We start from the raw sequence: 15,083 nt of genomic DNA, 5'->3' as shown, positions 1-15,083 counted from the left end.
CGCGTCCGCCCGGGGCTCCCCCCGCTCCGGCAGCAGCCGGTCGAGGGGCTCCCCGTCATGCTGTTCCTGCTCGCGGGCGCGGCGCTGGTGACCGCCGTCCTCCTGGGCGTGCTGGCCGCCGGGACCGAGGAGCCCGCGCCGAGCCCGACGGCGCTCGCGGGCTCCGGCGAGCCCTGCGGGTGGCACGAGGAGGGCCGGCAGTCCGCCGCCTCCGACGGCACGACGCTCACCTGCGTGCGCGGCGAGGGCGACCGGTTCACCTGGGAGGCGGAATGACGGCGCATGAGGACCCGGCCGTGCACGCCAACCGCCGGGCGCAGTGCGAGCTGTACGGCGACACCCTCGAGGCGAGGCTCGGCGCGGTGCGGCGGGCCTACGGCATCCCGCAGCGCCGGCTCGCGCAGGTGCTCGGCGTCAGCGCGCCGATGCTCTCCCAGCTCATCTCCGCCCGGCGCGTGAAGATGGGCAACCCCCTCGCCTACGAGCGGATGGTGGAGCTCGAGCGCCGGGCGGGCGAGCTCGCGCGCACCGACGTCGAGACCATCCTCGGCGAGGTCGCGGCCGCCGACATCACCACGACCACGCAGCAGCGCATCCGGACCGGAACTGCGGCGCCCGCCGTGAGCGGCGACGAAGCCGCGGAGATGCTGAGCCGGGGCGTCGACGCGGAAGAGCTGCGGTCGGCGGGCGACGTCCTGCGGGCGAGCGGCGCGGCGCCGGCGCTGCTCGCGCTGATCGAGGCGGCACTCGGGAAAGGACGAAACGCATGAGCACCGTCAACCCCGCCCACCGCTGGTGGCGGCGCGAGAGGCCGCTGCGGAACCTGGCGATCGCGCTGTGGATCGTCTCCTTCTTCATCTGCATCGCCCTCGGCTGGGCCGGTTCGCAGTACTTCGCGGGCGGCGTCTGGAGCAACTGGGGCAACGAGTACCGGCTCACGGGGGTGGAGGGCGTGCCCGAGCAGGTGGTGCGGCTGGCGGAGATCCTCTTCATGCTCGTGCTCCTGCCGCTGCTGGCCGCCTCGGCCGCCGACTTCGGCTATCGGTACCGCGCGGGGCAGGGGCCCGCCTGGTTCCTCGCCTACGCGTCGGGCATCGCCCTGCTGGGCGGCGGCATCGGCGGGGTGATCGCCTCGACCACCACCGAGGTGTCCGCGACGATCCCGATCGTGCTCGCCGTGCTCGGCGCGGCGGTGCTCGCGATCCACCCGATCTGCATGCGGATCAAGGCGCGGCGCACCGGCCGCCAGGCGTGGAGCCGCATGCGCGGAACGCTCGCCGACGCCGTCGTCACGCAGGTGGTCACGCGCACGACCTCGGACGTGCACCGATGGGAGGCGACGCTGCAGTACGTCGACGACGAGGGCACCACGCGCTGGCACCGGGCGGCGATCCCGTTCTCCGCCGGCGTCACGCCCAAGGTGGGCCAGCGGTACGAGCTGCGCTACGACCCGGACCGTCCCGGCCGCCGCTCCTCGATCTACGTGGACCTCGGCCGCCCCAAGAAGTGGCGCTCCCGCGGCCGCTACTGAGCCGCGCCTCGGTCCGCTCGGAGGCGCCGGGGCGTTCAGAGGAACATGGGCAGCAGCGAGACGACGAACCCGACCACCCCGGCGGCGGTGAGGGTCGCCCCGGCCGCCCAGCAGTGACCGCCGCCCTTCGCCGGCGCCGCGAAGCGGACCCGGCCCCGGCGCCGACCGCTCACGAATCCGCGGTACAGCCCGTCGTCGAGATGCTCCTCGTCGCGGCGCAGCGGCCGCTCGCGGAAGTCGCCGCCGGCGAACCAGCGCACGCGGGCCCGCCCCTCGGCCCTGGTCACCGCGAGCTCGGTCGGCTCCCAGCCCCGCTCCGAGGCGCGGAGCGCGGCGCCGAGGACGAGCAGCGGCAGGCCCGCGCAGAGGCCGATCAGGGCGAGGATCTCGCCGATCATCGCGAGCACTTCGAGCGTCGTCACGGGTTCACCGTAGCCTCCGCACGATGTCGAAACCCGAGGCGCAGCCGAGCCCGCGCCGTGAACCGGCGCAGCGCGGCGGGCCCGATCCTCGCGACGCGCCGGTCGTGCGGCGTGTCGTTCAGGTTCTTGCCCTATCTTTTCCATCCATGGATGACAGTTGCAGTCATAGTCCCGAGCCCGCCCTCCCGGAGAACATGGAGGACGGGCTTCGATGAACGAAACATGGGGCATCGTCGCGGGCGTTCTGCTCACGATCGGAACGGGACTCTTCGTCGCGTCCGAATTCGCCCTCGTCAACCTCGATCGTCCCGAGCTGGAGCAGCGGCGCGCCCGCGGCGAACGCCGGCTCGGCCCGACGATCTCGGCGTTGAAGGTCACCTCGACCCACCTCTCCTCGGCGCAGCTGGGCATCACGCTCACCACGCTGCTGGCCGGCTACACCTTCGAACCCGCGATCAGCTCGCTGCTGCGGCAGCCGCTCCTCGGCCTCGGACTGCCCGAGGTCGCGGTGCCCGGCATCGGCGCGGTCGTCGCCATCGTCCTCGCGACGCTGTTCTCGATGATCCTCGGCGAGCTGATCCCCAAGAACTTCGCTCTCGCGGTGCCGCTCGCCACCGCCAAGCTCGTCGTCCCCTTCCAGATCGCCTTCACCTGGATCTTCAAGCCCGTCGTGCTGCTGCTCAACGGCACCGCGAACCGGGTGATCCGCTCGATGGGCATCGAGCCCAAGGAGGAGCTCTCCGGGGCTCGCACGGCCGAGGAGCTGAGCTTCCTCGTGCAGCGCTCCGCGCTCGAGGGGGCGCTGGACCGCGACGACGCCACGATCCTGCACCGCACGCTGCAGTTCTCCTCCCACACGGCCGAGGAGGTGATGACTCCCCGCGTGAGGGCCATGATGCTGCCCCGCACGGCCACGGTCGAGCAGCTCGTCGAGCACTCCTCGGAGACCGGCCATTCGCGGTTCCCGATCACCGACGAGGGCGTCGACGACATCGTCGGCGTGGTGCACGTCAAGAGCGCCTACGCGATCGACTTCGAGCGGCGCAGCTACACGCCCGTGAGCGAACTCATGTCCGAGGTCGTCAAGGTGCCCGAGACCGCCGGAGTGGGCACGCTGCTCGAGGTGCTCCGCAACCGCAGCTTCCAGCTCGCGGTGGTCGTGGACGAGCACGGCGGCACCGCCGGCATCGTGACGCTCGAGGACCTCGTGGAGGAGCTGCTCGGCGAGGTGCGCGACGAGCACGACCAGCCGCACGACGAGATCCGGGCGGGCGAGGACGCCATCCTTTTCCCCGCCTCCCTGCGCCCCGACGAGCTCTGGTCGCGCGCGGGCGTGCGAGTGCCCGAGAGCGACGACTACGAGACCGTCGCGGGCTTCGTGTTCGACCGGCTCGAGCGGATCCCCGACCTCGGGGAGGAGATCGAGCTGGAGCACGGCCGCCTGCGGGTGGAGGAGATCGACGGGGCGCGCATCGAGCGCCTCGGCTACCGCTCGGACGATCCCGAGACCGACCCCGCGTTCGGCGCCCATGAGCGCGTGCTGGACGAGTTCGAGAAGGGAGCCCAGCAGTGAGCGAATACCTCCCCGGCCTCATCTGGCTCGTCGTCCTGCTGATCGTCAACGGCTTCTTCGTCGGCGCCGAGTTCGCCGTGATCTCCGCGCGCCGCTCGCAGATCGAGCCGCGCGCGGCCGCCGGCAGCAAGGCGGCGCGCACCACGCTCTACGCGATGGAGCACGCGACCCTGATGCTGGCGACGAGCCAGCTCGGCATCACCGTCTGCTCGCTCGTGATCCTCAACGTCTCCGAGCCGGCCATCCACCACCTGCTCGAGTACCCGCTGCTCGCGTGGACCGGCCTGACCGCCGAGATGGTGTCGGTCACCGCGTTCGTCATCGCGCTCCTGCTGGTCACCTTCCTCCACGTCGTGTTCGGCGAGATGGTGCCGAAGAACCTCGCGTTCTCGGTGCCCGACCGCGCCGCGCTCATCCTCGCGCCGCCGCTCGTGCTCGTCTCGAGGCTCGTCGGCGTCGTCATCAAGTCGCTCAACTGGATCGCGAACATGGCGCTGCGGCTGTTCCGGGTGGAGCCCAAGGACGAGGCGACGAGCGCGTACACGATCGACCAGGTCGCGACCATCGTCGAGCAGTCGACCCGCGAGGGCACGCTCACCGACACCGGCGGCACGATCACGGCCGCGTTCGAGTTCACCGAGAAGCGCGTGCACGAGGTCGCGGTGCCGCTGGCGGAGATCGTCCAGCTGCCGCCGACCGTCACGCCGCGGCAGGTCCAGGCCGCCGTGGCCGAGCGGGGCTACTCCCGGTACGTGCTGCGCGCCGAGGACGGGCAGCCGAGCCACTACGTCCACCTCAAGGACGTGCTCGACCTCTCGGCCCCGGAGGTGCGCGATGCGCCCATCCCGAGCGATCGCATCCGGCCCCTGCCCGGGGTGCGACGGGATGCCGAGATCGAGGACGCCCTCGACTTCTTGCGCGCCCGCGGCGCGCATCTCGCGCGGGCCGAGGATGCAGACGGCGAGGTCGTCGGCATCCTCTTCCTCGAGGACATCGTGGAGGAGCTCGTCGGCGAGGTGCAGGACACCGCGCACAGCGGCTAGCGAGACGGGCGGATGCATCCCGCATCCGCCCGTCCCCGTGGCCGCTCCCGGATTCGCCGCGCGAGCGGCTACAGCACGAAGCCCGCGGGGAACGGGTCCTCGGGGTCCAGCAGGTACTGCGCGGTGGCCGTGAGCCACGCCCGGCCGGTGATCGACGGGAGGACCGCCTCGTGCCCGCCGACGGCGGTCGCATCGAGGAGGCGGGCGTCGAAGGCGGTGCCGATGAACGACTCGTTCCGGAACTCCTCGTGGAGCCCGAGCAGGCCGCGCGCGTGGAGCTGCGCCATGCGCGCGCTCGTGCCGGTGCCGCCGGGGGAGCGGTCGAGCCAGCCCGGCGCGTTGACGAGCGCGTGGCGCGTGAGCCGGGCGTCGGAGCCGGGCGCGAGCAGCACGGCGTGCTCGCAGCCGCGATAGCCGGTCTCGGGATGCACGGGCTCCCGCTGCTCGTTCACCGCCGCCATGATCGCGCGGCCGGCCGCGAGGATCTCGTCGACGCGGTCGCGCTCGAAGGGGATGCCGAGGTCGGCCGCCTCGACGAAGGCGTAGTAGTTGCCGCCGAAGGCGATATCGCAGCCGACCTCGCCGAATCCCGGCACGTCGAGCACCGCGTCGAGCTCGTGGGCGTAGGAGGCGACGTTGCGGATGGTGACCGATTCGGCGCGCCCCTCGCGCACCCGCACCTCGGCGGTGACGAGCCCGATCGGCGCCTCGAGGCGGATCGTGGTGACGGGCTCCACGACCGGCACCATGCCGGTCTCGACGAGCACGGTCGCGACCGCCATCGTGCCGGCGCCGCACATGGGGAGCACCCCGGTGACCTCGATGAACAGCACGCCCCAGTCGGCATCGCTCCGGGTGGGCGGCTGCAGGATCGCGCCGGACAGCCAGCCGTGGCCGCGCGGCTCGCACATGAGGAAGGTGCGCAGGTCGTCGGAATGCGCGATGAACCAGTCCCGGCGCTCGGACATCGACCCGCCGGGGAACGCGCCGACGCCGCCGGTGACGACGCGCACCGGAAGCCCCTCGACGTGGGCCTCGACGGTCTGGATGAGCCGGTCGGATCGCATGCCGCTCACCGGCTCGACTCGGGCACGGCGCGGGCGGTGCTGCGGAGCGCCTCATGGACCTCGCGCGGCAGCGCGATCTCGGCGGGCAGCCGCTTCCTCCGCCCGAAGTCGACGCCGTGGGCGTCGGCGAGCCGCTGGTGATGGGCCTCGGCCCGGTCCGCGAAGCCCGGGTCGAACGCCGCCGGGTCGATCGCCGCGATGAACAGGCCCAGCCGCGAGGAGCGGGCGCCGCTGTCGAAGGGCGCCGCATCGATGGAGAAGGAGCCGCCGGACAGCGCGGCGAGCATCTCGACCATGAACGCGATGTTCGCGCCCTTCACGCCGCCGAAGGGCAGCAGCGCGCCGTCGAGCGCCTCCCCGGCGTCGGTGGTGGGGGATCCCGCCGGGTCGAGCGCCCAGCCGCGGGGGATGGCGTCGTCGTTCTCGGCGGCGTCGCGCACCGATACCCAGGCGGTCTCGCTGCTGGCCTGGTCGAAGACGCGCGGTCCGAGCGCATGGGGGAGCGCGAAGGAGAGCGGATTCGTGCCGGTGATCGGCTCGCGCGACCCGAAGGCCGACATGAGCGCCGGCGAGTTCGTGCACGCGAGGGCCAGCAGCCCGGACTCCGCGACGTGCGTGGTGTAGTGGGCGAGCTCGCCCGTGCTGAAGGAGTTGCTGATGCTGAGCGCGGCGACGCCCACCTCGCGGGCGCTCCGGACGAGGCTCGGCAGCGCCTGCCGGAAGGAGACCTGGGCCGCGCCCTCGTCCGCGTCCACGCGGATCACGGCGGGACGCGGCTGCTCGAGCCGCGGATGCGGGCTGCCGTTCAGCCGGCCGTCCCGCAGCGCGTCGAGGTAGTCGAGCAGATGCGTCGCGCCGACATCGGGCTTCCGCCGGAGCTCGGCCTGCACGGTCGCCTCGGCGAGGGCCTCGGCGGTCGCCGCATCGCCTCCCGCGGCTCGGACCGCCGCGATGCAGTCGTTCTTCAGCTCGGCCGGGGCGAGCCGGATGGCATGCGTTTCCGAAGACATGTCAATCAAGACTAGGAGCGGCGCGGCCGTGCGGCTGTGAACGCCCTCGGTAATCCGGGCGGGGCCGACATCCGGCATGCTATGTCAGCCTCGGCCCGGCTCCGGCCCGTGTTTACTCCGGCCTGTGTTTACTCCGGCTTGGGCTCGCTCCGGCCTGTGCTCGGCTCGCTCAGGCCTGGAGGTCGACGATCACCTTGATGTCGTCCTCCTGCGGCTCGAAGGCGTCGCCGAGGTCCGACAGCGGCACCGTGCGGGTGATCAGCGAGCCCAGCCAGGACTTGTCCGCCGCGGCGAGCGCTTCGGCGGCCATCTCCCAGTGCCGCACGTTCGCGTTCACCGAGCCCAGGAGCACCGCGTTGTTCAGCACCATGTCGCGCCCCGTGGAGGCGAGCGGCACGCTGCTCGGCTCGCGGGTGACGCCCATGCCGAGCAGGCACACGATCGCGTACGGACGGGTGCGCGCCAGCACCGCCGCGAGCACCGGCTCCGCGCCCGTGGTCTCGATGACCACGTCGGGACGCACTCGGTCGAGCACCTCGCCGACGTCGGCGCTGTGATAGGTGGCGCCGAGCTGCGCGATGAGGTCGGGCTTCAGCCCCTCCTCGACCCGGTCGACCACGTGGACGTCGAGCCCCTTCTGCACGCCGATGAGCGAGGCGAGCAGGCCGATCGGCCCCGCGCCGACCACGACCGCCGTGGCCGGGCCGAACCAGGCGCGGGCGCCCACCTGCTCCACCTGATCCCAGGCCTTCGCGACCACCGAGGCGGGCTCGAGCAGCGCGCCGCCGTGCCCGAGCTCCGGATCGACCTTGACGGCGAAGCGCTGGTCGACCACCCACCGCTGCGACCCGAAGCCGTGGATCTCCTTGATCCCGCGCTCGCGGTAGTCGCCGTTGCGGCACATGTCGAAATCGCCGTGCGCGCAGGCCTGGCAGGGCTCGGGGTCGGGCCGGCGCACCACCCCGACGATGAGGTCTCCCTCCTGGAATTCCGAGCCCTCGGGCGCCGAGATGACCCGGCCGAGCGACTCGTGGCCGATCACGAGCCGGTCGGCGCCCTCGGGCGCCCAGCCGTAATCGCCCGCGTTGAGCTCGCGGTCGGTGCCGCAGACCCCGAGCACGAGCCCCTCGACGAGGAGCTCGCCCTCGCCCGGGACCGGATCGTCGATCTCCTCGACGCGCATCGAGCCGGAACGTCCCGGCTCCACGGTGATGGCCTTCATCGCAATCCCTCTTCTCTGCTTCGCGACGGCCGGTTCAGCCGCCGAACTGGTGGACGGGCAGTCCCCGGACGCCGGGCTCGGCGACGAACACGGCCCCCGCCTCCGGCTGCTCGTCGTCGGCGAGGTTCTCGCGGCTCGTGGTGATGAACAGCCGGTCGAAGCCCTCGCCGCCGAACGCGCAGGCGGTGACGTTCGTGACCGGCAGCTCGACGACCTCGACGAGCCGGCCGGACGGGTCGTGGCATTCGACGCGCGAGCCGCCGTAGATCGCGGTCCACACATTGCCGTCGACGTCCACGCAGAGGCCGTCGGGCCCCACCGCGTCGTCCCCGTCGTCGAGGGCGAAGAACCGCCTCGGGTCGTGCAGGCGGCGCTCGGGATCCCACGAGTACACCGCGGTCTGCCGCGAGGGGGTGTCGTTGTAGTAGGCGAGCGAGCCGTCCGGGCTCCAGGCGATGCCGTTCGAGACGGTCACGTCCTCGCGCACCGTGCTCGCCGTGCCGTCGGGAAGGATCTCGATGAGCCGCCCGCCGCCCGGTGCGGCGTCGTAGCGCATCGCGCCGACCAGCAGCGCCCCGTCGGGGGCGCAGCCGCCCTCGTTGAGGCGCACGGCGGGGTCGTCGATGAGCTCGGCGAACGGCTTCAGGTCGTCGAGCCGCGCATCGTCGGCGATGCTCAGCCCGTGCTCCGTGGCCACGACCGCGCCGCCGCCGCGCCGGGGGCGGAGGAAGGCCGCGATGGAGCTGCCCACGTCCGCGCGGATGATGCCGGCCGGCGCATCGGTGAGCACCTGCCCGTTGATCAGATCGACCCAGCGCAGCATGCCGGCGACCTCGGAGCCGTCGTCGGGCCACCAGAGCGGGCCCTCGGCGTGGAACGCCACCGGATCTGAATGCTGCGCTGCCTTCATGCGCCACATGCTAGGCCAGCCACCTCCGCCTGCGCAGAGAATGGCTGGTTCCTCCTCGCCGGCGATGATGAGCCCGCCAGCGACCTCCGCCTGCGCAGAGAATGGTGGCGAGGCCCGCGAAGGTCGTGGTCGAGGATGGGAGACGAGATCATGAGTACCCGGAAAACGGCCCGCTGCTTCACCAAGAAGGTGAACCGGTCGGCGGTGGCGCGAATCGCCGGAGCCTCCGGCAGACGGGAGTCCTGAGCCGTACGACGGCATCGCGCAGTGACGTCGCTCGCCCGACGTCACTGCGCGGGGCGGGACCCCTCGTCGTGGTGCTCCTCGCCGCGCGGCTCCTCATCATCCGACCGCCCGGCGCGCCGGCGCGCCGCCCACGCGAGCGACCGGGCGATGAGCACCCCCGCGCCGGCGAGCACGAGCGAGCCCGACAGCAGGACGGCCACGGGCGCGGTGCCGAGCATGGTGGGCCACGCGCCCGCGAGGCTCAGGGGCGCGCCGTACTTCTGGGCGGTGAGGTACACGGGCAGCGCGACGCCGATGGCCGCCAGGGCGACCGGCCAGAGGAGCCCGCCGACGAACGCCCCGCGCCGCCGGTGGAGCCCCGGCCAGCGCCGCGCGCGGAGGACGCATCCCAGCGCGAGGCCGAGCGCGAGCACGCTCAGGCCCAGGGGCACGAAGTCGTCGGCGGGCCGCCCGTCGCGAGTGAACTCGGGCTGGTCGAGTCCGGTCGCATGCGCGAGCATCGCGCCGACGAGCTGCGCTGGGCTGCTCGCGGTATCGGCGAGCACGACCGCGGCCGTGCCGGTGGGGCGCCCCTCCTCGTCGACGAGCAGCGTCATGTGCGAGGACCAGGTGGTGAGCGCGCCGCCGTGGCTCAGGACGGGGGTGCCGTCCGAGAGCTCCGCGCCGATCCACCCGAGGCCGTACCAGTCGCCCGCGGCGCCCTCGGTCGCGGGCTGCGGCGAGAGCATCTCGTGCACCGAGGTCTCGGCGATGAGCCGGGCGCCGTCCGGCGTCGTCCCGCCATCGGCGATGAAGGTCAGCCAGGTCGCGAGGTCGCCGGCAGTGGAGACGACGCCGCCCGTGCCGAGGCACAGCCCGGGCGGCTCGGGGACGGCCAGCGGGCTGCCGAAGGCGAGCGCGTGGCCGCTGCCGGTGCCCGCCGCCGGATCGCCGCAAGCGGTCACGGAGGTCGAGTCGTGCATCCCGAGCGGCTCGAAGAGCTCGGCCCGCAGCACTTCGTCGAAGGAGGAGCCGGTCACGCGCTCGACGAGGAGGGCCGCGAGCGAGTAGTTGCTGCTGAAGTACTCGTGGGCGGCGCCGGGCTCGCGCGCGAGCTCCACCTCCGCGAGCCGGTCGAGGAGCTCCTCGCCGTCGGCGGGCGCCGGGGCGTCGTTCTCCTGATAGGTCTTCAGGCCGAGGCCGGTGGTGTGCGAGAGCAGCATCCGCACCGTGATCTCGTCCTGCCTGCCGTCCGCGAGCTCGAAGTCCGCGATGTAGTCGGTGACCGGGGCGTCGAGGTCGACAAGCCCGCAGTCGACGAGGATCATCACGGTCGCCGCGGTGAAGGACTTCGAGAGGGAGGCGATGTGGAAGGGCGTGTCGAGCTGCGCGTCGCCGTGCTCGAGGACCGCCGTGATCTCGCCGTCCTCGATGAGCGCGGCGCTCAGGCTCGTGGCCGGCTGGGCGGCCAGGTACTCGTCGAGCAGCGCAGTCAGCTCGGGATCGGTGCCGGGACTCGAGTCGGTGCGGGGTCCGGGCTCGGCGGCCGTCGCGGTGGCCGGGGCGGCGAAGACGCACTGCGCGGCGAGCAGGAGCACGAGGCACAGCGCGGCGAGGGCGTGACGCGCGGATGCGGGCGCCATGACGGGCGGGCCTCCTCGATTCGCGGTGCGATGGATGCTGCGGCTACCGCGGGTGCCGGCACGGGTGCTGCGGATGCCGCCGACGCGAGCCCCGCGGATCAGCGGGCCCCGCAGAGCTCGAGGAGCTCCGCCGCGGCCTCGTCTGCCGCGGCGAGGTCGACGCGGGATGTGGCCGTCGCGAGGTCGCGTCCGGCGGTCGAGAAGGGTTCGAGCTCGGAGTCGACCCGGTCGGCGGCCATGAAGAGCTGCCCCGCGCCGCCGAGCTCGAAGATGAGGGGATCCTCGAGTGCGAGCGCGTCCTCGCCGAGCGGGAACTCGTCCTCGAGCCGCTCGAGCACGGCGCAGCCCTCGGCGATGACCTGCTCGCCGCGATCCTCGGATCCGCCGCGCTCGCCGAACAGCAGGAAGCCGCCGAGGCCGCCGATGACCAGGCCGGCCACGCCCGCGACGGTCGCGGCGATCAGCACCGCCGGGGCGCGTCGCCGCGGCTGCGCTCCTCCGGGTGGCTGCGCTCCGGCTGGCGGCTGCGCTCCGGCTGACGGCTGGGGCGCCCGACCGTCCGGCTGCCCGTACTGCGGGTTCGGCGCCGGCTGCTGGTAGGGGCCTTGCCGGTAGGAGTCTTGCTGGTAGGAGGCCTGCTGATACGAGTCCGGCCGATACGAGTCCTGGGGGTGCTGCTGCGGCTGCGAATACTGCTGCTGCGGCTGCGAGTTCGGGTGCTGCGGCTGGTGCTGGTGCGGATCCGGCGTCATGGCCGGAATATACCACCGGCGTCGCGGACGGCTCCGCGCTATTCCCGCGCCCCGGGCTCGAGGTCGAGCCGTCGCAGCAGCTGGGCGTTGAGCGCGACGACGACGGTAGAGGCCGACATGAGGATGGCGCCCACGCTCATCGGCAGCACGAAGCCGATCGGCGCGAGCACGCCGGCGGCCAGCGGCACCGAGATGAGGTTGTAGCCGGCGGCCCACCACAGGTTCTGCTTCATCTTGCGGTAGGTGGCGCGCGAGAGCTCGAAGACGGAGAGCACGGCCCGCGGGTCGGAGGAGGCGAGGATGACGCCCGCCGAGCCGATGGCGACGTCGGTGCCGGCGCCGATCGCGATGCCCACGTCCGCCTGGGCGAGGGCGGGGGCGTCGTTCACGCCGTCGCCGACCATGGCCACCGTGCGGCCCTCGTCCTGCAGCTCGGCGACCTTGGCGGCCTTGTCCTCGGGGCGCACGCCGGCGAAGACCCGGTCGATGCCGAGCTCGGACGCCACGGTGTCCGCCACCGCCCGGGCGTCGCCCGTGATCATGACCACCTGGGTGCCCCGCGCGTGAAGCGCATCCACCGCCTGACGCGATTCGGGGCGGATCTCGTCGGCGAGCCGGAGCGCGCCGACGACCTCGCCGTCGACGAGCACGTGCAGGATGATCGCGCCCTCCTCGCGCCAACTGTCGGCCACGCCGAGCTCCTCGGCCTCCCGCGATTCGAGCAGGTACGGGCCGCCCACCTCGACGGTGCTCCCGTCCACCGTCGCCTTCACCCCGACGGCGGGGGAGGAGGAGAAGTCCTGGGCGCCGGGCACGGTCAGCTCGCGCTCGGTGGCGGCGCCGACGATGGCCCGGGCGAGCGGATGCTCGCTGTCGGCCTCCGCGGCGGCGGCGAGCGCGAGCACCTCGTCCTCGTCGCGCCCCTCGGCGGGCTCGACCGCGGTGACGGTCGGCTCGCCCTTGGTCAGCGTGCCCGTCTTGTCGAAGAGCACCGCATCCACCGTGCGCATCGACTCGAGCGCGAGGCGGTCCTTGACGAGCACGCCGGCGCGCGCTGCACGTTCGGTGGCGATGGAGACGACGAGGGGGATCGCGAGGCCGAGCGCGTGCGGGCAGGCGATCACGAGCACCGTGATCGTGCGCACCACCGCCTCCTCGGGCATCCCGACCGCGGCCCAGACGATCGCGGTGACGATGGCCGCGCCGAGGGCGAACCAGAACAGCCAGGCCGCGGCGGTGTCGGCGATCCGCTGGGCGCGGGAGGAGGAGGCCTGGGCGTCGGAGACGAGCTTGCGGATGCCGGCGAGCGCGGTGTCGTCGCCGATGGCGGTGACCTGGACGCGCAGCCCGGAGTCGGTGGCCACGGTGCCGGCGACGACGCGGTCGCCGGGCTCGCGCCGCACCGTCCTCGACTCGCCGGTGACCATCGACTCGTCCATGGAGGCGCTGCCGTCCACGATCTCGCCGTCCGCGGGGACGGAGGAGCCGGGGCGCACGACGACGACGTCGCCCACCTCGAGGTCGGCGGGGGATACCGTCACGGTCTCCTCGCCCTCGACCCGCTCGGCCTCGTCGGGGAGCAGCGCGGCGAGCGAGTCGAGCGCCGAGGTGGTCTGCGCGAGCGACCGCATTTCGAGCCAGTGCCCGAGCAGCATGATCACCACGAGCAGGGCGAGCTCCCACCAGAAGTCGAGCTCCTCGTCGAGCAGGCCGAGCGTCGATCCCCAGGAGGCGAGGAAGGCGACCGTGATGGCGAGGCCGATCAGCAGCATCATGCCCGGCTTGCGGTCGCGCAGCTCGTCGAGCGCGCCCGTGAGGAAGGGATGGCCGCCCCAGACGTAGACGACCGTGCCGAGCACCGGGGAGATCCAGCGGATCCATTCGGCGTCGGGCAGGTGGTAGCCGAGCAGGTGCGAGAACATCGTGTTGAAGCCGACCACCGGCACCGCGAGGATGAGCATGATCCAGAACAGCCGGCGGAACTGCGCGACGTGGCCGGCATGCCCCGCGTGACCGCCGTGGCCCTCGTGGCCCTCGTGCCCGCCATGGCCGCTATGCCCGCTGTGGTCCGCGTGACCGTCGTGGCCCGTGTGGGCATCGTGCCCTGCGTGGGCGTTATGCCCTGCGTGAGCGTTATGCCCCGGATGCTCGCCGTGGCCTTCGTGCCCGGCGTGCGCCGAGGCCTGGCCGCCGTGTCCCGTGTGGTGCTCGTGCTCACTCCGGCCGCCGGGGTCCGGGGCGTCGTGCCCGTCGTGGGCCGTCGCGTGTCCGTGTTCTGCGTGCTCGTGCTGTGCTTGCCCGTGCCCTGCGTGCCCGTGCGTCGTGTGCTCGTCGTGCATGCCGCGCTCCTCCCGTACTCCTGCCGATCCGGCAGGTATTGCACTGCTCGCGCGAGGGAGGTTCCCTCACGGAGGGATCACTTCGACCGTATACCCCTGGAGGGTATGAATCAACCGGGTCGGGGCACTCGGACTCGGCATCCGGACTGGGCATCCGAGCCGGGCACCCCGACCATGGCGCCCGGGCGGGGCGCGGGCGGAACGCGCGGGAGGGGAACGGTGCGCGCGGGAGGGCCGCGCCCGATGCCGACGCATCCGGCGCGTCCCGCCCGTACGACCGGCCCGTGCAACCCGTCCGTACAGCCCGCCGGTGCGGCGCGCTAGCCGATGACGGCCGCGCGCTGCTCGGGCGTGAGCGGCTTCGCCTCCACCCGGAGCAGGACCTTGCCGGCGGGGTGCGCCTGCTGCAGGTGGCGGTAGGCCTCCTGCACCTCGTCGAGCGCGAAGACCCGCGCGACCGGGACGTGGATGTGCCCGTACGCGATCGCCTGCGCGAGCCAGCGGAGGTCCTCCCGCCGCGCCTTCGCCTCGCCGTCGGTCCGCACGCCGTGGCTCTCGACGACGCCGGGACCGGCGCCGATCGACACGATGCGTCCGGCGGGGACGCCGAGGTCGATCAGCAGGTCGAGCTCGGCGGCGTCCTGCGTCGAGTAGGCGGCGCGGATGCCCTCGGGCGCCGCCTCGCGGAGGCGGTCCTCGATGCCCTCGCCGTAGGCGATCGGCTCGATGCCGAGGGAGCGCAGCAGCGCGTGGTTCGCCTCGCTCGCGCTGCCGATGACTCGCGCGCCGAGGTCGCGTGCGATCTGCGCGGCGATGATCCCGACGCCGCCGGATGCGCCGGAGACGTAGACGGTCTCGCCCTCGGTCGGGGCGATCGCGCGGATTCCCGCGATGGCGGTGCGGCCGGCGATGTAGAGCCCGGCGGCGGTGTCGATGCCGAGCCCGGCCGGGACCTTGTCGAGCCGCTCGTCGGGGTCCTCGATGAGGAGGTGCTCGGCCTGAGCGTGGTGGGGGAGCCCGCCGAAGACGAGGTCGCCGGGCGCGAAGTCCTCGATGCCGTCGCCGACCTCGTCGACGACGCCGGAGAAGTCCGCGCCGATGCCGGACGTGCCGTCGACCGCGCCGAAGGCGCCGCCGAGGATCTTCCAATCGACCGGGTTCAGGCCGGCGTAGAGCACGCGCACGCGCACCTGGCCGGGCCCCGTCCGCGGCGTGTCGGCCTCCTCGATGCGGAGCCGGTCGACGTCGCCGTTCTCGGAGTACTGGACGATTCTGGTCATGCTGCTCTCCTTGCTCGTTCGGATCACGGCGGGGCGGTGGGAATCCCGCGTCGCCGTACCCGATGC

The 15,083-nt window shown here is 73.0% G+C and carries 14 protein-coding genes; 5 read left to right on the top strand and 9 right to left on the bottom strand.

All coding sequences use genetic code 11. The features are described from left to right. From FM112_RS17335 to FM112_RS15390, 3 genes are all read left to right on the top strand, one after another. Positions 1-276 (top strand): hypothetical protein (locus tag FM112_RS17335; protein ID WP_176386872.1); only part of this gene is annotated, 276 nt, incomplete at its 5' end. Further along, positions 273-770 (top strand): hypothetical protein, encoded by a 498-nt coding sequence (locus tag FM112_RS15395; RefSeq protein WP_087009206.1) that lies wholly within the window; start codon positions 273-275, stop codon positions 768-770. The genes FM112_RS17335 and FM112_RS15395, both read left to right, overlap by 4 nt. After that, the gene (locus FM112_RS15390; protein WP_087009204.1) at positions 767-1,531 is read left to right on the top strand and encodes a DUF3592 domain-containing protein; all 765 of its coding nucleotides are present in this window, start codon (positions 767-769) and stop codon (positions 1,529-1,531) included. Before FM112_RS15395 ends, FM112_RS15390 begins: the two co-directional genes overlap by 4 nt. 35 nt (positions 1,532-1,566) lie before the next feature. Here FM112_RS15390 and FM112_RS15385 read toward each other — a convergent pair whose 3' ends face one another. Then, entirely contained in the window at positions 1,567-1,953 is a 387-nt protein-coding gene (locus FM112_RS15385) for a hypothetical protein (RefSeq protein WP_087009202.1), read from the bottom strand. 211 nt (positions 1,954-2,164) lie between these two features. Here FM112_RS15385 and FM112_RS15380 point away from each other — a divergent pair, with 211 nt between their 5' ends. Next, entirely contained in the window at positions 2,165-3,526 is a 1,362-nt protein-coding gene (locus FM112_RS15380) for a hemolysin family protein (RefSeq protein WP_087009200.1), read from the top strand. After that, positions 3,523-4,569: a hemolysin family protein gene (locus FM112_RS15375; RefSeq protein WP_087009198.1), complete on the top strand. Its 1,047-nt coding sequence runs from the start codon at positions 3,523-3,525 to the stop codon at positions 4,567-4,569. Before FM112_RS15380 ends, FM112_RS15375 begins: the two co-directional genes overlap by 4 nt. Before the next feature lie 68 nt (positions 4,570-4,637). On the opposite strand, the gene FM112_RS15370 is transcribed toward FM112_RS15375, so the two are convergent. The 8 genes from FM112_RS15370 to FM112_RS15335 form a co-directional block, all read right to left on the bottom strand. Continuing rightward, the gene (locus FM112_RS15370) at positions 4,638-5,636 is read right to left on the bottom strand and encodes a proline racemase family protein (protein ID WP_087009213.1); all 999 of its coding nucleotides are present in this window, start codon (positions 5,634-5,636) and stop codon (positions 4,638-4,640) included. A 5-nt stretch (positions 5,637-5,641) separates the two neighbouring features. Further along, positions 5,642-6,646 carry an Ldh family oxidoreductase gene (locus FM112_RS15365; RefSeq protein WP_176386871.1) on the bottom strand — a complete coding sequence of 335 codons (1,005 nt, stop codon included), beginning with the start codon at positions 6,644-6,646 and terminating at the stop codon, positions 5,642-5,644. Between the two features lie 169 nt (positions 6,647-6,815). Next, the gene (locus FM112_RS15360) at positions 6,816-7,868 is read right to left on the bottom strand and encodes a glucose 1-dehydrogenase (protein WP_087009194.1); all 1,053 of its coding nucleotides are present in this window, start codon (positions 7,866-7,868) and stop codon (positions 6,816-6,818) included. Between the two features lie 34 nt (positions 7,869-7,902). Beyond that, entirely contained in the window at positions 7,903-8,778 is an 876-nt protein-coding gene (locus FM112_RS15355; protein WP_087009211.1) for an SMP-30/gluconolactonase/LRE family protein, read from the bottom strand. 287 nt (positions 8,779-9,065) lie between these two features. Further along, the gene (locus tag FM112_RS15350) at positions 9,066-10,646 is read right to left on the bottom strand and encodes a serine hydrolase (RefSeq protein ID WP_087009192.1); all 1,581 of its coding nucleotides are present in this window, start codon (positions 10,644-10,646) and stop codon (positions 9,066-9,068) included. Positions 10,647-10,744: 98 nt separating this feature from the next. Then, positions 10,745-11,398 (bottom strand): hypothetical protein, encoded by a 654-nt coding sequence (locus tag FM112_RS17000; RefSeq protein WP_140400724.1) that lies wholly within the window; start codon positions 11,396-11,398, stop codon positions 10,745-10,747. A gap of 38 nt (positions 11,399-11,436) precedes the next feature. Beyond that, a complete protein-coding gene (locus FM112_RS15340; RefSeq protein WP_217874624.1) occupies positions 11,437-13,359 on the bottom strand; it encodes a heavy metal translocating P-type ATPase in 1,923 nt (640 codons plus the stop codon). A 698-nt stretch (positions 13,360-14,057) separates the two neighbouring features. Continuing rightward, positions 14,058-15,017, bottom strand: coding sequence for an NADP-dependent oxidoreductase (locus tag FM112_RS15335; RefSeq protein ID WP_087009185.1), 960 nt, complete (start codon positions 15,015-15,017; stop codon positions 14,058-14,060). Positions 15,018-15,083: the final 66 nt, after the last annotated feature.

Origin of the sequence: Gulosibacter sp. 10 (assembly GCF_900163695.1) — a bacterium.
Taxonomy (GTDB): domain Bacteria; phylum Actinomycetota; class Actinomycetes; order Actinomycetales; family Microbacteriaceae; genus Gulosibacter.
Note: the sequence above shows the minus strand (reverse complement) of the source record. Positions and strands in the feature narration are given on the sequence as shown.